Below are 14,811 nucleotides of genomic sequence, written 5' to 3'. Positions count from 1 at the left end.
ACCAGTGGAACGACGCCGCCGCACGCCGTTACCGTGCTGCCGAACCGAGTCGCCGAGGCAAGGACGTCCCGTTGTACACCGTGTGAGACCTCCCGAGTGCTGATGTGTCGCGCGCCGCACCTGTGCGTCGCGCTGCTTGTTGCTGCGGACTTCTCACTGGAACCGGTGTACCTCTGTGCTCAATACCTGGGCCGTCGTGCCCACCTGCCTGCCGCTCGTTCTCCGTCGTTGCCACGCGTGCACGTCCGAGCGCTTCCAGGCGAACGGCAAGTTTCGGGTCAACGCGAACCACAAACTGCTCGATGCCTGGCTCCTCGTGCTCTGCACCACCTGCGGGGACACGGCGAAGCTGGCGATCCTGGAGCGCGTGAACGTGCGCTCCGTCAAGCCTGGGCTGCTGGACCGGCTGCACGACAACGACCCCTCCCTGGCAGCCGAGTTGCTCCAGGATCCGGCCGTGCAGCGCCGTAATCGCATCGCCCTCGACTGGGACGGCGCCTGGCGCCTCGACACCGGCGGCTCCGATCACCTCGACCACGAGGTGATCGACGTCTCGGTCCGTTTCGCTGCGCGGATCCCCGTCCGGCCGGTGCGGCTGATCGCCGAGGGCTGCGGTCTCCCGCGGGCCGAGGTCGAGCGACTGATCACCGAGGGGAAGCTCGTCTCGGCGGTCCGGCTGAGCGGCCGGCTCTCCGGCGACTTCACCTTCACGCTCAAGCGCTGAGCCTCTCGGCGACCAGGGCCTGTCCGGCGCGTGCGCCGGGCAGGCCCTGGTGACACGCGATCAGGAGGCGGGCTGCCCCACCTTGGTGGCCGGATCGCCGTCCACCGCGGCCGCGAGCTGCGGCACGAGGCGGTCGAGCACGTAGGGGATGCTGAGCACGGTCGAGAGGGACACGGCGTTGCCGTAGTCGCCGGTCTCCTTGACGAAGACCTCGCGGCCCTCCTTGACGACCTTCAGGTCGGCGTACAGCTTGTCCTGGTGCAGCTTGGTGACGGCCGTGGTGGTGTCGGGCACGATCCAGACGGCGACGCCCTGGTCGAGCAGGTCGGTGCGCTCCTTGCTGATGTTGGCGCCGAACTGGTCGCCGATCACCTTGTCCAGGTCGGTGGGGAGCTTCAGACCGAGGTCGGCCAGCAGGCGGGAGCGGGCGTCCTGGCTGCCGTAGACGAAGGTGCCCTCGTACGGGGTGGCCATCACGGCCGTGGACGTGGTGAAGGCGGGGTTGGCCTTCTTGGCCGCGGCGAAGTTCGCCTCGACACCGTCGACGAGCGTCTTGGCCTCGTCGGCCTTGCCGAGGGCCTTGCCCACGGTCTCGGTCTGCTGCTGCCACGGAATGCCGTAGTCGTTGTACTCCTTGGGCTGGGCCACGACCGGCGCGAACTTCGACAGCGTGTCGTACTGGGCCTTGGTCAGCCCGGAGTACAGCGCGAGGATCAGATCGGGCCTCAGGGCGGCGATCTTCTCGACCTGCGGCCCGGTGCCGGTGTCCTTCAGGACCGTCGGCGCGGCGGCGGAGCCGAGCTTGTCCTGCGCCCAGGGGCCGACGGCGCCCTTGTAGCCGCCGATCCACTCGGTGGTGCCGACCGGCACCGTGCCGAGCGCGAGGACGGCGTCCTGGTCGGTGAGGCCCACGGTGACCACGCGCTTGGGCTCGGCCTTGATCGTGGTGCTGCCGTACTTGTGGGCGATGGTGACGGGGAAGGCGGTGCTCTCCGACGCCTTGGCGGGGCCGGAAAAGCCCGACTTCGGGGCGTCGGAGGCCGAGTCGGTGGAGCCGCAGGCGGCTGCCGCGCCGACGAGCATCAGCACGGAGGCGAGCAGTCCGGCGAACCGGGTGGCCCTGGGGGCGCGGGACATCGCGAGATCCTTCTGTTCGTTTCGGTTCTGGACGGGATGGGTCTGCTACGGGTCGCTGGGGGCCCGCGGCCGGCTACGGCCGGGCGCTGCTGCGGTTCTCCGCCCACGCCCGCCACAGGGCGGCGTACGGCCCCCCGGCGGCGAGCAGTTCGTCATGGGTGCCGCTCTCGGCGATGCGGCCGTCCTCCATCACCACGACCCGGTCGGCCGAGGCGGCCTGGCTGAGCCGGTGTGCGACGACCAGGGCGGTGCGGCCCTCCAGGGCGCGTTCGGCGGCTTCTTCCAGCCGCCCGGCGCCGGCGCTGCCGGCCTCCGCGGTGGCCTCGTCGAGGACGGCGACCGGGGGGTCGGCCAGTACCAGCCGGGCCAGGGCGAGTTGCTGGGCTCGGTCCGCGGTCAGCCGGTGACCGCCCTCGCCGACGACCGTGTCCAGGCCTTCGGGCAGCGCCTCCGCCCAGCCGAGGGCTCCGACCCGGCGCAGGGCGTCGCGCAGTTCCTCGTCGGTGGCGTCCGGCCGCGCCAGGCGCAGGTCCTCGGTGAGCGGGCCGGAGAAGACGTGCACCTCCTGCGTGACCAGGGCCACGGTGCGCGCGCCCTCGGCGGGTTCGGTGCCGCCGACGTCGACCCGGCCGGACGACGGGCGGTGGATGCCGACCACGATCTTGGCGAGCGTGGTCTTGCCCGCGCCGCTGGCACCGACGAGGGCGACCTTCTCCTTGGGCCGCAGGACCAGGTCCACGTCGCTGAGCACGGACCGGCCCGGCACGTACGCGTGGCCGACGCCCTCCACCGTGACCGTGGGGACTCCCGCGAAGTCCGCGGGCCGTTCCCGCTCCGCGACCACGGGCACCGGCTCGTCGACGACACCGACCAGCCGGGCGAGGCCCGCGGTGGCGGACTGGGCGTCGTCCAGCAGCACGAGCGCGGTGTTCACCGGGCCGAAGAGGCTGTGGAAGTACAGGGCCGCCGCCGTGGCCGTGCCGATGGACACGGAACCGCCGCGCACCAGCAGGAATCCGGTCACCAGCACGGCGGCGAGCCCGGTGTACTCGGCCACGTGCAGCCGGCTGTAGAAGCGCAGGACGAGTTGCACCCCGCGCAGCGTCAGGTCGACGGCCGCCTTGGAGCGTTCGGTGACGCGCGCGGTGTGCGCGTCCTCGGCCCGGTAGGCGCGCACGGTGGCCGCGCCGCCGATGGTGTCGAGCAACTGCTGCTGCTGGGCGCCGGTGGCGATGCGCTCGGTGGCGTACAGCGGTCCGGCGTTGCGGACGTACCAACGCGCGGTGTACGCCTGCACGGGCACCGCCAGCAGCGCCGCCAACAGGAACCGCCGGTCGAGCACGGCCAGCGCGGCCAGGGTCAGCACGATCGACAGGCCGGAGCGGACCAGTTCGGGCAGCGCCGTGCGGATCGCGTCGGCCACCCTTGACACGTCGCGCGTGACGCGGGCGTTGAGGTCGCCGGAGCCGGCCCGCTCCAGGCGGTCCAGCGGCAGCGACAGCGCCCGCTCGACGAAGCGTTCCCGCAGTTCGGCCAGCACGGTCTCGCCGAGGCGCGACACGAGCGACATGCCGAGGGCGGTGGCCACGCCCTGCGCCACCGCGACGAGCACCAGCAGGACCACGGGCAGCGTCAGCGCGTCCGCGGCCTTCCGCTCGGTGCCCAGGTCGACGATGTGCCCCAGCAGCGGTTGCGTCAGCAGGCCGACCGCCGTGGCCGCCACCATCACCAGGGCTCCGGCCGCGGCCAGTGCCCGGTGCGGGCGCACCAGTTCGCGCAGGGCGGCCCGGGTCCTGGCCGGCGTCGCCGTGGGCAGCAGTTCGCGCTCCGGGGACCGCGGTGCCGTCGTCATGCCAGTACCGCCGTCCGGTAGGTCGCGTCGTCGTGTACGAGATCGCCGTGCGCGCCGTCGGCGGTGACCCGACCGCCGTCGAGGAGCACGACGCGGTCGGTTGCGGACAGCAGCGCGGGGCTGTTGGTGACCACGAGCGTCGTGCGGCCGCGCCGGTGCTCGCGCAGCCCGGCGGCGATGCGGGCCTCGGTGACGGCGTCGACGGCGGTCGTGGGGTCGTGGACGACGAGCACCGGCCGCTCCGCGGCGAGGGCCCGGGCGAGGACGACGCGCTGGCGCTGGCCTCCGGAGAGCGAACGGCCGCCCTCGGTGATCCCGGTCGCGGTGCCCAGCGGAAGGGCCCGGGCGACCTCGTCGGCGCAGGCGGCGGCCAGCGCGCGGCCTGCGTCGCGGGAGCCGTCACCGCCCGCGGCGATGTTGTCGTCCAGGGTGCCCTCGAAGAGGTCGGCGTCGTGCGCCGCGACGAGGACGACGGTGCGCAGGCGCGCCGGGTCGAGGTCCGGAAAGGGCACGCCGTCCAGTTCGACGACGCCGGCGTCCGGGTCCGCGGTGCGGCCGAAGCAGTCGAGCAGTGCCTGGGCGGCGGCGGGGTCGGTGCTGGCGACACCGAGGAGTTCGCCGGGCCGGACGTCGAGGTCGGCCTCGCGGAGTGCGCCGAGGCTGACGCCGCGCAGCCGCAGTCCGCCGCGTACGGGGTCCGCCGGGCCCGCCGGGCCGGACGGCACCGCGGGTTCCGCGTCGAGCACGGCGGCGACGCGCGCCGCGGAGGCCCGGCCCTGGGCGAACTCGGCGTTGACCCAGGCGAACACCTCCAGCGGCCCGAGCAGGAACAGCGCGAGACCGACGGCGGAGACGAGCTGACCCAGCGTGATGTCACCGGCCAGGGCGAGCCGTCCGCCGATCAGCGCGACCACCGCGATGAAGACGCCGGTGAGGGTGAGCACCACCCCGCTCTGCCACGCCTCGGCGCGTGCCGCCCGCACCGTGGCGCCCAGCGAGGCGCGGCTGGTGCGCCGGTACCGTTCGACAGCGGCGGCCTGGGCGCCGATCCCCTTGAGCACCCGCAGCCCCGACACCAGGTCCGCGGCGACTCCGGAGGCGTGCGCGGCCTGTTCCTGTTCGGCCTCGCTGCGCCGTTCCAGGGGCTTGCTCAGCAGGTGTCCGAGCCAGAGCAGCAGCGGTGTGCCGAGGAGGACGAGCAGACCGAGCGGGACCGAGATGCGCAGCAGGGCCACGGCGCTCACGAGGAGTCCGGTGAGCGCCGACATACCCGTCATCACGGCCATGTTGACGGCACCGACCCGCTTGGCGTCCTCGGTGGCGATGTTCGCGAGTTCGCCGGGCAGTCGGCCCCGCTCCGCTCCGCCGCGGGGGTCGAGGACGCGCCGTACGAGGGCGACGCGAAGCTCGTGCGCGGCCTGTTCGGCGGCCCGTTCCCCGGCGCGGGCGCCGAAGCGGAAGCTGACGGAGAGTCCGACGTACACCACGGCCAGCACGCCGAGCCAGAACAGCAGCGCGCCGCCGTCGCCCCCGGCCACGGCCCGGTCGATGACGAGGCCGATGAGGACCGGGACCAGTGCCTCACCGAACTGGTGCCCGGCCCCGAGCACGGCGCCGGTGGCGACGTCCCGCCCGCGGCTCCTGACTGTCCGCAGCAGGACGTCGCGCCCCGGCGGCACCTTCGTTCGCACTCCGTGCACCCCTCCGGAAACCCGGCCGGCCCCGACCGGCCACCCAACAATTTAGGTAAGGCTAGTCTAACTATGAGGGTTCGGGTCAAGGGCGTCCGGGGTCTCCCGCACGGTGCCGTGAACGGCGCGGGAAGCGTTACGGCACGCGCGCGGTCCACTCCGGCGTACCGAACTTCGTCGCGGCGAGTGCCTCGGCGCGCGCCAGTTCCTCCGCGGTGACCTGACCGGTGGTGAGTCCGTAGCGGGCGCGGAAGGAGTCGACCATGCGGTCGATGACGGTCTCGCGGGGCAGGCCGGTCTGCCGCCGCAGCGGGTCGACGCGCTTCTTCGCGCTGCCGGTGCCCTTGTCGGAGAGCTTCTCCCGGCCGATGCGCAGCACTTCGAGCATCTTGTCGGCGTCGATGTCGTAGGACATCGTCACGTGGTGCAGCACCGCGCCGGCGCCGCCGTCGGGTCCCACCACACGCTTCTGCGCGGCACCGGCGATCTTGCCGGCCTCCGTGGCGATGTCGTTCAGCGGCTGGTACCACGCCTTGATGCCCATGTCGCCGAGCGCCTCCAGCACCCAGTCGTCCAGGTAGGCGTAGGAGTCGGCGAACGACAGCCCCGACACCAGTGACGCGGGCACCGACAGGGAGTACGTGATGGTGTTGCCGGGCTCCACGAACATCGCGCCGCCGCCCGAGATGCGCCGCACCACGGTGATGCCGTGGCGCTCCGCGCCCTGCGGGTCGACCTCGTTGCGCAGCGACTGGAAGCTGCCGATGATGACCGCCGGGGCGCCCCACTCCCAGACGCGCAGCGTCGGCGGACGCCGGCCGGCGGCGACCTCGGCGGTGATGACCTCGTCCAGCGCCATGTGGAGCTCAGGGGACTGCGGGGCCTCCCGGATCAGCTGCCAGTCGTAGTCCGTCCAGTCCGTCGCCTGCGCGACCGCCCGGCGCACCGCGACGGCGATGCCCTCGGCCGTGAGCCCGTACATCACCGTGCCCTCGGGGAGGGCCTCCTCGACGCGCGCCGCGATCCCGGCGGCGTCGGTGCTCACGGGCGTTCCCTCCAGGGCCCGGTCGATCGCCAGGATCGCCTCGTCGGGCTCGAGGAAGAAGTCCCCCGCGACCCGGACGTCCCTCAGGACCCCGTCCCGCTCCTCGAGGTCGACCACCACCAGCTTGCCACCGGGCACCTTGTACTCGCCGTGCATGACGTTCCGCCTTGATCGTCCGTAGTCCGTTCTCACGGTACCGCTCAGGCGGACCGCCCCCCTGTCGACCGGAACGCTTCCGGCGCCGGGGCGATTCCTGCCCCACCGGTACGGGCGGGGGAAATCCTGTCGGCGCCGGGGGTCCGGCCGGCCCCATCGTGGTCGGCGACCCAATTGGCGACCTGGCCTCATTGAGAAACTTAGATTCACCTGGAGGCAAGGTGTAAGGTACAGGTCATGGCTCAAGCAGAAGGATCGGCGATCAGCTCCTCGCCGCGGCCCATGGACCTCCTCGACGCGCGCTGTCCGAGCCGCGACGTCTTCGTGGATCTGGCGGACAAGTGGGTTCTGCTCATGCTGGTGAGCCTCCGGGAGGGCGGCGACCAGCGCTACAGCGAGTTGCAGCGGTCCCTGGGCGGCATCAGCCGCAAGATGCTGTCCCAGACCCTGCGGACCATGGAGCGCGACGGCCTGGTCCTGCGCAGCGTCAACCCCCAGGCGTCTCCCCCGCTGGTCATGTACGGACTGACCGAGCTCGGCAGGGAGATCGCCGAGGAGACGCGCGCCCTGTGCGCCTGGACCGAGAAGCGCGCCGCCACCGTGCACGAGGCCCGCGCCGCCTACGACCTTCGCCACGCGGTCAGCCAGGAGGACTGAGCTCGCGCCGAACTGACGCCCGGTGCGCGGCCATCCGCCGCCCACGTCACGTACAAGCGTGGCCATGCCGGATGGCACCGATCCGCCAAGGGGCCGCCCGCACCAGTGGGCGGCTTGTTCCGTTCGCCTGCTCCCACGCGCAACCGAAGGCACACCTGGCAACTGCCGCCGGCCGGCCCGGTCCTCCCCGGCCGGGTGCGACAAGTCGTCCCGACTTCCCGGGTAGATGTCAGGTCGGTCCGATCGCCCGGCCCTCGCGCGGGATCAGGTGCGGGGCGCGGGCTCCGAGGATGCCGAGGACCTCGTCCGGGGCCGGGCCGTGGAGCTCGCGGAAGCAGGCATGGTCGATCCTGTCCTGCCGGGCCCAGATCCCGGCGAGCGACTCCGCGCAGAGCTGGGCCAGGACGCTCGCGAACCGCTCTCTCCGGAGGAGCTTGACGATTTCCTCCTCGAACCGGGCACCTGAGGGGAACTCCAGGTCCATGGCGGCGTCGAGCCGGTCCCCCTCAGGGACGTCGGGGTCGTCGAGGACGGCGTTGAGGACGGCGATCAACCGGACCGCCACGGTGTCGTCCGGCTGTGGCCCCGTCAACGCGACTCGCCCTCCGCCAGGCGATCCACCGTTCCGCGCAGATGATCGCATCCATGCCGCATCCCGGCCGCTGACATACCTCGGCGGTCGGCGGCCGGGCCGAACTTCCGTGCCCGTAGCGAGCCCCCGGCTTCAGGTCCGCGCCACCGACTCGGCCGGGCTCGGGCACTGTTCGAGCCAGCCGCGCTCCGCGGCCAGCAGGGCGATCTGGAAGCGGGTCCGGGCGCCGAGGGCGGTGCCGGCCTCGCTGACGTGCTTCTGGACGGTGCGGCGGCTGACGCCGAGTACCCGGGCGATGGCGTCGTCCTTCATCCCGGTGGCCATGAGGTGCAGGATCTCGCGGGTGCGCTCGTCGATGTCCGCCTCGCGCGCCTGACGCGGGACCGGCCAGTCCTGACGGCTCTCCAGCGACATCGGCACGGCCCGCTCCCACAGGCCCTCGAACAGCGCGACGAGCACGGCGACCAGGGCCGGGGCGTGGATGACCAGCGACCCGGCGGAGGGTTGGTCGCTGTCGACCGGCAGCAGGGCGGTGGTGCGGTCGAAGACCACCAGCTTGACCGGGAGGCCGGAGCTGAGCCGGAGTTCGCCGCCGCCCGCCGTGCCCCGCAGCGCGGTCTCGAGCGACATCTCGTCGGTGAAGCCCTCGGTGTCGTAGACGGAGCGCAGCCGCACGCCGTCGTGGACGGCGGTCTCCCCCGCGGCCCGTTCCCGGCCGTCCTGGCGGTCCCGGCCGTCCCCGTAGGCCGTCTCCGTACCGGTCACATACGGCGGCTTCGCCAGGTGCAGCACCTCGCGACGGCTGGCCTTGAGCAGGTGCCCGTAGCGCGCCGCGACCTCCTCGGCCCGCTCCAGGACCTCGACGAGGTGCGGGGCGTGCGGGCCGGAGACGGAACGGTAGACCTCGTGAAGCTGCTCCATGTACAGCTCCGCCTGGGCGAGTTCGCTGCGCCTGCGGGCGAGCAGCGACCCCAGGGACGAGCGCGGCGGACCCGCCCGCCAGCGCGTCGGACGGCCGGCGATGCGGATGGCGAGCAGTTCGTCCTCCAGCGTCCGCAGGGCCCGCCCGGCCTCGTCGGCCGGTACGCCGACCGCCTCCGCCACCGCGCCGGCGTCGGCTGCGGGGTGGCCCACCAGGAATTCCAGGACGCGGCCGCTGAGCGGGTCCAGGCCGGTGCCGGCCCACGGGCCGGCGGAGGTCGCATCCATCTGGCCTGCCCATCTGTCGATCGGGGAACGCCCGTTGATCGTACGCCCCGCCTGTTTCCACGGATCGTCCACCGGTCGTCCACGCGTCGCCCGCCCGTTCCCCGCGGTTCGGCGGAGCGCGCATGTGTGCAACTGCGCGAACCCGCGTCCGCGGACGCTTGTCCGCGCTGACGGACCACCGACAAGGTGATCTCCGCCCCGCCAGTCCCGACGACGCAGCTGGCCCTGCACACACCCAGAAGGGCGTTGCATGTCCTCACGCTCCAGACGCACCCGGTTGACGGCGCTCACCGCTGTCCTCCTCACCCTCACCGCGACCCCGCTCGCCCACGCCGCCCCCGACACCCCGGCGTCCCCACGGGGCGCCGCCCCGGCCGCGCACTCCCTGACCCTCGCCGACGGCTCGGTGGTGCACTGGTCCGACGACGGGACGGGAACCCTGACCCGGAAGGACGGCACCACCCGGGCCTTCCCGGTGCCGCAGCCGCAGGGCCGCAGCGGGCTCGGCGAGCGGCTCGCCCCGTCCGCAGCGGTCCTCCAACGCCGCGCGGACGCCGCCGCGTTGACGCCCTACACCCTGGGGGCCGCCTCCGGGGGTGCCCGCTCGGCGGTCCGGCCGCAGACCATGAACTCCGGTGCCGTCACGCTCCCGGACTCCGTCCGCGACGCGATCGACGGTCTCGGGTCCCGCCGGGGCGCCCGCTCCGCCGCGCCGGCGGCCTCCGGCGGCGTGCCCGCCAACGAGGGCCTGACGACGTCCTTCCAGTCCTACCTCAACTCCGGTGGCGTGAACGTCGTCGGGGCCTTCCAGGACTCCGCGGACCTCCTGCACGCCCTGCCCGGCGCGGGCCAGATCGTCACCAACGTCTCGCTGGGCGACCTGACCGACCAGTCCATGGCGGACGCGGGCGACGAGTACGTGCGCGGCTACGGGCCCACCACGGTGGTCAAGGACGGCCAGCGCTACCTGGACTACCCCTCCCTGCCGCTCATCCCGACGTACACCAGCGACGGGGCGGGCCGGCTCGACCCGACCGGTTCCATCGAGGGCCAGGACCCCAACCTCGGCGAAGTACTGCTCGACTTCTCGATGATGGCGCCGCTGCCGCACGACCGGCAGCGCCCGGAGGCCACCGGGAGCGGGGCCACCGACCTGCTGGGCATCGCCCCCGGGGCGCAGTACCGGCTGGTCGTCCCCGAGGAGCCCTCCGCCGAGGGCATCGCGACGGCACTGCGGGCCGCCGCCGCGCAGAAGCCGCGCCCCACGGTCATCACCGCCAGCCTCGGCTTCGGCACCGACGGGTCGATCGGCTTCCCGTCACGGTGGCTGGAGGACGACCCGGCGATCCGGGACACGCTGCGTTCCATCGTGGACTCGGGCATCGTGGTGGTCGTCTCCTCCAACGACGGCACGCGCCTCGGCCTGCCGGTGTCCGTCGGCCCGGACGGCGGCAGCACGCCGACCGACCTCACGTCGAGCACGCACGCGCAGACGAGCATCGACGACGTCGCCCCGACCACGACCCCGTCGCTGGTGCGTGACACCGGGGTGATCGGTGCGGGCGGCACCACCGTCGACGACACCCTCAGCTCGGACGACGTCCGCACCGCCGTCTACCCGACGACCCGCTACAACGGTTCGGCCGGCTACTCGTCGGGCTTCGGCACCCGCATCGACCTGGCCGCACCCGGCGACAACCTGCCCTCGCTGTTCCACACCTCGGACGGCCCGCAGGTGGTGCTCAACGGCGGCACCTCCGCCTCGGCACCGATGATCGCCGCCGCGGCGGCCGACGTCCTGGCGGCCGCGAAGGCGACCGGGCAGACGCTCACCCCGCGCAAGGTGCGCGACCTGCTGGTCGCCACGGGGCGGCCGATCGCCCAGCCCCCGCAGGCCGACCGGGAACTGCACATGGGCACGCAGCTCGACGTGACCGCCGCGGTGGAGAAGGTGCTCGCCAAGCGCCACGACCTCGCCCCGTCGGCGGTGCGCCTGTCCGTCGCGCAGCGCCAGGTCATGTCGGTCACGCCCAGCGTCTCGTTCGTCGAGGCCACCGACCCGTCCGCCATCGACCTGGCAGGGCCGGCCGGCGGCTGGGACGGTGTGCCGACGGGCGAGAACGCGTTCGCCCCGCTCACCTTCGGGCTCGATCTCACCGGTGCGCACACGGGCCTGACGTACCGCCTGCGCGTGGGCGAGCACGGCGTGATCCCCTCCTCCGGTCCCAGCCTGCGGGTCCTGCCGAGTGAGCTGCTGGGGGCCGCGGGCCTGCCGCTCGTCTCGTCCGGGGCACGCAGTCTCCAGGTGACGTTCGAGGCGCTCGACGGCGGCAAGGTCGTCGCCTCGGCCGTCCGCAAGCTCACCCTGAGCGCGACCGACGGCACCCACCTTCAGCCGCAGGCACCCACCGCGCCCGGCGCGAGCCCGCTCGGGAAGCCGGTGACCGTGCACTACGACCTGACGGGTCTGCGCGACACCACGGACCCGGAGCTGGTGCTGTCCTCGGTCGGCCACTGGACGCCGTTCACCACGAGCGACAAGTGGCGTGCCCAGTGGCGTACTCCGCTCACCGGCACGAAGGGCTCGGTGACGATCCCCGCCTCCGCCTTCGCGGCGGGCGGCGCGGGTCTGTACGGCGTCGGGATCACCCTCTACGACGGCCAGGTCTTCGGTGACTTCCGGGCGCTGCGCGTCGGCCCCGGCGCCGACCAGCGGCCGGAAGCACCCCTGCTGAGCCACGGGACGACCGAGAAGGCGCACTCCGTCGAACTCACCCGCACCGACGCCAAGCTGACGGTGAACTGGGACGCCTCGGCGGCCGATGACGCCGACGGCGCCGCGATCGAGTTCCTGACCCCGGCGCCGACCCTGTACGGCGCGCTCAACACCGCCACGAACCAGAACGGCAGCGGCCGGGACGACAACGGCGTCGACCACGCGTCCACGCTGTTCCGCCCCCTGCCTTCGGTGAAGGGCAAGGCGGTTCTGGACCTGAAGGCGCTCGGCCTGCCGACCGGACTCCAGTACCCGGTCCGGATCATCGCCACCCACGACGGCAAGCCCGTCGGGCAGTCCTCGCCCACCTCGTTCGTCCAGTACCTCGACGGCGAGACGATCTCGGGCACCCTGGAGAACTTCGAGGTCAGCGGCGACACCGCGCTGCTGTCCACGGACGACTTCGCGGACGGGGACGACGGCTGGATCCACCTGCGCGACTCGGCGACGACCGCGTACTCCCTGACCGACGGCACCCTCGGGACCGTCGTGGCGCACGACACCGGCAAGGGCATGATGTCCGAGGTCGTGGGGGCCGACCGCACCACGGGTCACACCCTGATCGCCCACCAGCCCTTCGACGGCGGCACGTTCCCGGAGGTCGCCCTGCGGGACACCACCACCGGCGCCGAGGTGCGCACGACCGCGCTGGACCCGGAGGGCGACTCCACGTCGGTCTCCTTCATGGGCGGGGCCGTCGACACGGTCCGCCACCGGGCGGCCGTGGTGACGTACGACGGGGTGTCCGGGGTCGACAGCCTCTGGACGGTCGACATGGCCACCGGCCGCGTCTCCGACCCGCTGCCGCTCAACGCCTCCCAGCCGGGGCGGGCGTTGGGCAATGTCTCGGTGGACGCCTCGACGGGCATCTTCTTCGTGGCCACCTCCGGCACGATGGGGCCCTGCCTGTCCGGGCGTGTCCCGTACTACGCCGTCTCGGTCGACCTCACCGCGCGTACCGTGTCTCCCCTGGCCACGCTGCCCACCTGCGTCGCCGGCCTGCTGCCGGACGGCAAGGGTGACAAGGTGTACGTCGCCGCCGGGCCCGTCACGCCCAACTACAACAGCGGCGAGTTCCCGACGAGCACCTGGCGCTCCGCGTCCCAGTCCACGCTGGCCACCTCTGCGCCCGCCGACCTCGGGACGAGGGGCGTCATGTGGCCGGTCCTCGACACCGAGCACGGGGTCGCCCTCGTGGCGCACCTCTACGAGGAGGCCACCACGGAGGACAACAACGCCCTGAGCGAGATCACCGTCCTCGACCCGGACACCGGGAAGGTCCTCGCCCGGCATCCTGTCGCCAACCTCGTCGGCTCCACCATCTCCACGTCCAACTTCGACTTCACCGGCCGCCGCGGCCTGTTCCTCGACCCCGCCCACCGCACCGCGTACCTGGTGAACCCGTGGGCGAACGGTCTGGAGCGGTTCTCCTACTAGCCCCGATCGCGCAGGAGCCCCCGCCGGACGCCGGCGGGGGCTCTTCGCATGACCGCAATGCCGAGGGCCCGTCCGGTGAATGCTCGCGAAAATTCCGAAGACGCCCCGCCGAACTGGGTAATTCGGTATTCCACGACTTAGATGCAGGGGCCACGGTGGTCCGAACCGGGGTTATTGTCAGTTGACCATTAAACCAGTTCCGATTGGTGTGTGCTTGTCAATGACCGAGAATCGTCAGGACGCATCTTCCGAGGCCGCGAATGCCGGCGTCCTGCTGCAGATGCTCAGCGGTTACTGGGTGACTCAAATCGTCCGCGCCGCGGTCGACCTCTCCCTCCCGGACCATCTGGCCGATGGACCGCTGAGCGCGGAGGACATAGCCGAACGAGAATCCAGCGACCCCGCGACCACCTACCGACTGCTGCGTGCCTGCGCCTCGCTCGGCCTGGTGGCCCACGACGGCGAACGCCGTTTCTCGGGCACCCCCTTGAGCCGCCTGCTGCGCACCGGCGCGCCGAACACCCTGCGGGAGGTGGCCCTCACCTGGGCGGGGCCTTCTCACTGGCGGGCCTGGGAGCGGTTCCCCGAAGCCGTCCGCAAGGGAGGCACCCAGATCGAAAGCGCGCTGGGTGCCGACTTCTTCAGCTACCTCGGCGACCACCCGGCCGAGGCGGAGCTCTTCTCGGTCGCCATGTCCGGCATGTCCGAGCAGTTGAACCGCGACCTCGCCCAGGCGCTCGACACCACCGGCGACAACGTCGCGGTCGATGTCGGTGGCGGCACCGGAGCGCTCGTGCAGGGGCTGCTGCTGGCGAACCCGGACCTTCACGGGCAGAGCCTGGACCTGCCCCACGCCACCGCCGGAGCGCAGGCCTCGGCCGAGAAGCAGGGGCTTGCCGACCGGTTCACCGCGGTCACCGGGGACTTCTTCGCGTCCGTCCCGCCGGCCGACCTGTACCTGCTCAAGATGGTGTTGCACGACTGGAACGACGCCGATTGCATCCGGATCCTGCGGAACTGCCGTGCTTCCGCTCGGCCGGGCGCGCGGGTCGTGGTGGTGGAGAACGTGATCGGGGACATCGGGGCGCCCGGCTTCGAGCCCCTTGCCGACATGCACATGCTGGCGATGCTGCCGGGGCAGGAGCGCGACCTTCCCGAGTTCGACGCGCTCTTCGCGGCATCGGGGTGGCGGCGGACGGCCGTCACCCCGACCGGATTCCAGTTCAAGATCATCGAGTTGGAGACGATCTAGGACTCGGCCGGGCCGGCGCGGACCGGCGAACCGGGAGGCGGGCCGGGGGCCGTACGGCCGCCGGCCCGCCCCCTCGTTCGGATGGTTGACGTGGACTCGTCACCCTGTCATGGTCTAGACCTGATAGGGCGCCGGGGCCGGGCCGGGGCGGGGCCGGCCCCCCGCACCCCAACACCCAACCCCCCCCCCCCCGCCCCCGGGCGGGCAGTACACCCCCCCCCCGGCGGGGGCGCTCTTCTCATGTGCGGGGGTGCGCGGACCCGTTCAGCAGGCCGTCGAGCAG

10 protein-coding genes are annotated in these 14,811 nt (G+C 72.7%); 4 read left to right on the top strand and 6 right to left on the bottom strand.

Features of this window, described 5'->3' with window-relative positions; all coding sequences use genetic code 11:
• The first annotated feature begins 175 nt into the window (after positions 1-175).
• Positions 176-724, top strand: a complete 549-nt coding sequence (locus ACFYXS_RS34955) for a DUF1062 domain-containing protein (RefSeq protein WP_389255671.1) — start codon at positions 176-178, stop codon at positions 722-724.
• A 60-nt stretch (positions 725-784) separates the two neighbouring features.
• On the opposite strand, the gene ACFYXS_RS34950 is transcribed toward ACFYXS_RS34955, so the two are convergent.
• From ACFYXS_RS34950 to ACFYXS_RS34935, 4 genes are all read right to left on the bottom strand, one after another.
• Positions 785-1,861 carry an iron-siderophore ABC transporter substrate-binding protein gene (locus ACFYXS_RS34950; RefSeq protein WP_389255669.1) on the bottom strand — a complete coding sequence of 359 codons (1,077 nt, stop codon included), beginning with the start codon at positions 1,859-1,861 and terminating at the stop codon, positions 785-787.
• 73 nt (positions 1,862-1,934) lie between these two features.
• A complete protein-coding gene (locus ACFYXS_RS34945) occupies positions 1,935-3,713 on the bottom strand; it encodes an ABC transporter ATP-binding protein (RefSeq protein WP_389255667.1) in 1,779 nt (592 codons plus the stop codon).
• Positions 3,710-5,404, bottom strand: coding sequence for an ABC transporter ATP-binding protein (locus ACFYXS_RS34940; protein WP_389255665.1), 1,695 nt, complete (start codon positions 5,402-5,404; stop codon positions 3,710-3,712). The genes ACFYXS_RS34945 and ACFYXS_RS34940 overlap by 4 nt, the downstream gene beginning before the upstream one ends.
• A 136-nt stretch (positions 5,405-5,540) precedes the next feature.
• Positions 5,541-6,605 carry a biotin/lipoate A/B protein ligase family protein gene (locus ACFYXS_RS34935; RefSeq protein ID WP_389255663.1) on the bottom strand — a complete coding sequence of 355 codons (1,065 nt, stop codon included), beginning with the start codon at positions 6,603-6,605 and terminating at the stop codon, positions 5,541-5,543.
• Positions 6,606-6,842: 237 nt separating this feature from the next.
• Between ACFYXS_RS34935 and ACFYXS_RS34930 the strand changes: the two genes are divergently transcribed.
• A complete protein-coding gene (locus ACFYXS_RS34930; RefSeq protein ID WP_389255661.1) occupies positions 6,843-7,262 on the top strand; it encodes a winged helix-turn-helix transcriptional regulator in 420 nt (139 codons plus the stop codon).
• Between the two features lie 229 nt (positions 7,263-7,491).
• Here the strand turns inward: ACFYXS_RS34930 and ACFYXS_RS34925 are convergent, their stop codons facing one another.
• Entirely contained in the window at positions 7,492-7,854 is a 363-nt protein-coding gene (locus tag ACFYXS_RS34925; RefSeq protein ID WP_389255659.1) for a hypothetical protein, read from the bottom strand.
• A 132-nt stretch (positions 7,855-7,986) separates the two neighbouring features.
• Positions 7,987-9,063, bottom strand: a complete 1,077-nt coding sequence (locus tag ACFYXS_RS34920) for a LuxR C-terminal-related transcriptional regulator (protein WP_389255657.1) — start codon at positions 9,061-9,063, stop codon at positions 7,987-7,989.
• 250 nt (positions 9,064-9,313) lie between these two features.
• Between ACFYXS_RS34920 and ACFYXS_RS34915 the strand changes: the two genes are divergently transcribed.
• The gene (locus tag ACFYXS_RS34915) at positions 9,314-13,276 is read left to right on the top strand and encodes a S8 family serine peptidase (RefSeq protein WP_389255655.1); all 3,963 of its coding nucleotides are present in this window, start codon (positions 9,314-9,316) and stop codon (positions 13,274-13,276) included.
• Positions 13,277-13,496: 220 nt separating this feature from the next.
• Positions 13,497-14,528, top strand: coding sequence for a methyltransferase (locus ACFYXS_RS34910; RefSeq protein WP_389255653.1), 1,032 nt, complete (start codon positions 13,497-13,499; stop codon positions 14,526-14,528).
• The last annotated feature ends 283 nt before the right edge of the window (positions 14,529-14,811 follow it).

Origin of the sequence: Streptomyces sp. NPDC002574, from assembly GCF_042889545.1 — a bacterium.
Taxonomy (GTDB): Bacteria; Actinomycetota; Actinomycetes; order Streptomycetales; family Streptomycetaceae; genus Actinacidiphila.
This window is presented reverse-complemented; position numbering and strand designations above follow the sequence as displayed.